The following is a 2,158-nucleotide window of genomic DNA, read 5'->3' on the forward strand; positions in this document are numbered from 1 at the left end:
GGCTTCGACTTCGACGATACGCGCTGCACGGCCGTCGCTGCGTACCAGCAGCTTGTTGAGCAGGTCCGGTGCAACCACCGTCGACGGCCGCCGGTAGAAGGTGCGGGGTATCGGTATCCAGGTATCCGGCAGCCAATCCATCATGTCGCGGCAGTGCTCGCTTCCCAAGCCTGCGTCAGTGTGGCGTGGAGCGGGTGAAGCCGCCGCCATCGATTCACTCCGGGTCAGCCAGCGCCGCGCGCCGCCTGGCGAAGACTTCCGGCGCCTGCGGTTTCACGAACAGCGCCACCAGTTCCGGGAACTCCTGCTTCACCGCACCCTCGATGCGGGTGATGCAGGCTTCGATCTGCGGGGTGGTGCGGTCGTCCTCGAATTCGGCGCTGAGCATCGCCACCACCTGGTCCGGGCCCATCTGCATGGTGGTCACGCCGTTGGCACGGCGCAGGTCCGGATCGGTCACGGCCACCGCCATGATGCGTTGGGCAACGGCCGGGTGCGCAGGCTCGCCCACCAGCAGGCCCTTGGTTTCCCGCGCCAGCAGGAACGCGGTCAGCGCCAGCACGCCGGCAATGCACAACGAGGCGACCCCATCCAGTACCGGCATCTCCAGCAGCTGCGCGGCCAGCAGCCCGACGAGGGCAAAGCCGAGGCCGAGCAGGGCGGCACTGTCCTCCAGCAACACGGTGAAGGTGGAGGGGTCCTTGCTGCGGCGGAACGCCTCGAAATAGCCCAGCGTGCCCTTGCTGCGCCGGAACTCGCGCAGTGCAACCCACCAGGAGGCGCCTTCGAACAGGATGGAGATACCCAGCACGCTGTAGCTGATGGCGTGATTGGTGGCCGGTTCCGGCCGGCGGATGTGCTGGATGCCCTCATAGGCCGAGACGCCGGCGCCGGCGGCAAAGACCAGCAGGGCGACGATGAAGCTCCAGAAGTACAGCTCGCGGCCGTAGCCGAAAGGGTGCAGGGTGTCGGGGGCCTTCTCGGCACGGCGCAGACCGTACAGCAGCAACACTTCGTTGAGGGTATCGACCAGCGAGTGCACGCCCTCGCTGAGCATGGCCGAGCTGCCGGACAGGCCGGCGGCGATGAACTTGGCAATGGCGATGGCGAGGTTGCCTGCCAGTGCAGCGTAGATGACGAGGCGGGAGCCGGTGGGTGCGGCCATGTGCGGGAGGGCTGGCTGGTGGCGGGCGCTCCATCCTGCGTGGCGGAGCGTCCGCGCAGCGTGTATGCCAGGCTGCCGTGCGGCGCGGTCAGGCAAGGTCAGCTGCCGCGGCAGCATTCATGCAGACGCAGGATCAAGCCAGCCGAGCTCGCGCGCGCGGCGCAGGTCCTCGGGCGTATCGATATCGCATTCCAGCCCGGCGCCGGAGCACCGCGCAATCCCTTTTGTCTGCCGCAGCCGTTGGCCAAATCCCCCGCCTGCCGCTTCCAGTCCTGTTCCGGCAAACCAGGTCCCCGGCACCACCGCCGGCACGCCGATGGTGTCGCACAGTACCGTGGCGGCGCAGCCGGACGGTGCAGCGGCTGCTGCACCCAGCAGCGCGCGCAGGTGGTCCACGCGCAGCATCGGTTGATCGCAGATCATCACCAGCACCCTGGCGGCGCTGTACACGTGCGTAGCGGCCAGCGACAGGCTGCCGCCGACGCCAAGTCCAGGGTTGGGATTTCGAAGCCACTGTGCCGGCAGGCCGTGGAGTTCTTCTTCGAAGCGTGGGTGCTGGGGCAGTACCACGACCAGCGTGTCCGGCGATGTTTCCACTGCCAGCCGCACGCTGCGTCGCAACAGCGTCTCTCCGCCCGCGCGCAGCAGCTGCTTGGGCTGCCCCAGGCGCTGGCTGCACCCGGCTGCGAGTACCACTACTGCATGTCCGGTCATGGCGCGGCCAGGGGCGTTCCGTGCCGCCATGCCTGCAGCTGCGCGGCGATGCTCAAGGCGATCGCTTCGGGACCACGTCCGCCCAGTGGCAAGCCGATCGGCGAGCGCAGGCGCGGTTCCAGGGCAAGGCGCGTGTGGGTATCCAGCACGCTGAAAAGATCGTCCTTGCGACGGCGTGGCCCCAACAGGCCGATGAAAGGTACGCGCGAGCCTGCGAGCCGCTGGAGCGCGTCTCGGTCGAGCTCGAAATTGTGATGCATCACGAGTGCGGCATCGGCC

The 2,158-nt window shown here is 68.2% G+C and carries 3 protein-coding genes and 1 pseudogene; all 4 read right to left on the reverse strand.

Translation table 11 applies throughout. The annotated features are described in order from the left end of the window. Positions 1-144: pseudogene (locus tag AB4Y84_RS19885) on the reverse strand (DNA-3-methyladenine glycosylase); the annotation flags it as partial. A gap of 70 nt (positions 145-214) precedes the next feature. Continuing rightward, the gene (locus tag AB4Y84_RS19890) at positions 215-1,165 is read right to left on the reverse strand and encodes a cation diffusion facilitator family transporter (protein WP_442243629.1); all 951 of its coding nucleotides are present in this window, start codon (positions 1,163-1,165) and stop codon (positions 215-217) included. A gap of 117 nt (positions 1,166-1,282) precedes the next feature. Next, positions 1,283-1,879: a nucleotidyltransferase family protein gene (locus AB4Y84_RS19895; RefSeq protein ID WP_442243628.1), complete on the reverse strand. Its 597-nt coding sequence runs from the start codon at positions 1,877-1,879 to the stop codon at positions 1,283-1,285. Next, positions 1,876-2,158 (reverse strand): XdhC family protein (locus AB4Y84_RS19900; RefSeq protein WP_442250751.1); only part of this gene is annotated, 283 nt, incomplete at its 5' end. The genes AB4Y84_RS19900 and AB4Y84_RS19895, both read right to left, overlap by 4 nt.

The sequence above is a fragment of the Stenotrophomonas sp. 2YAF22 genome (assembly GCF_052114665.1).
GTDB lineage: Bacteria > Pseudomonadota > Gammaproteobacteria > Xanthomonadales > Xanthomonadaceae > Stenotrophomonas > Stenotrophomonas indicatrix.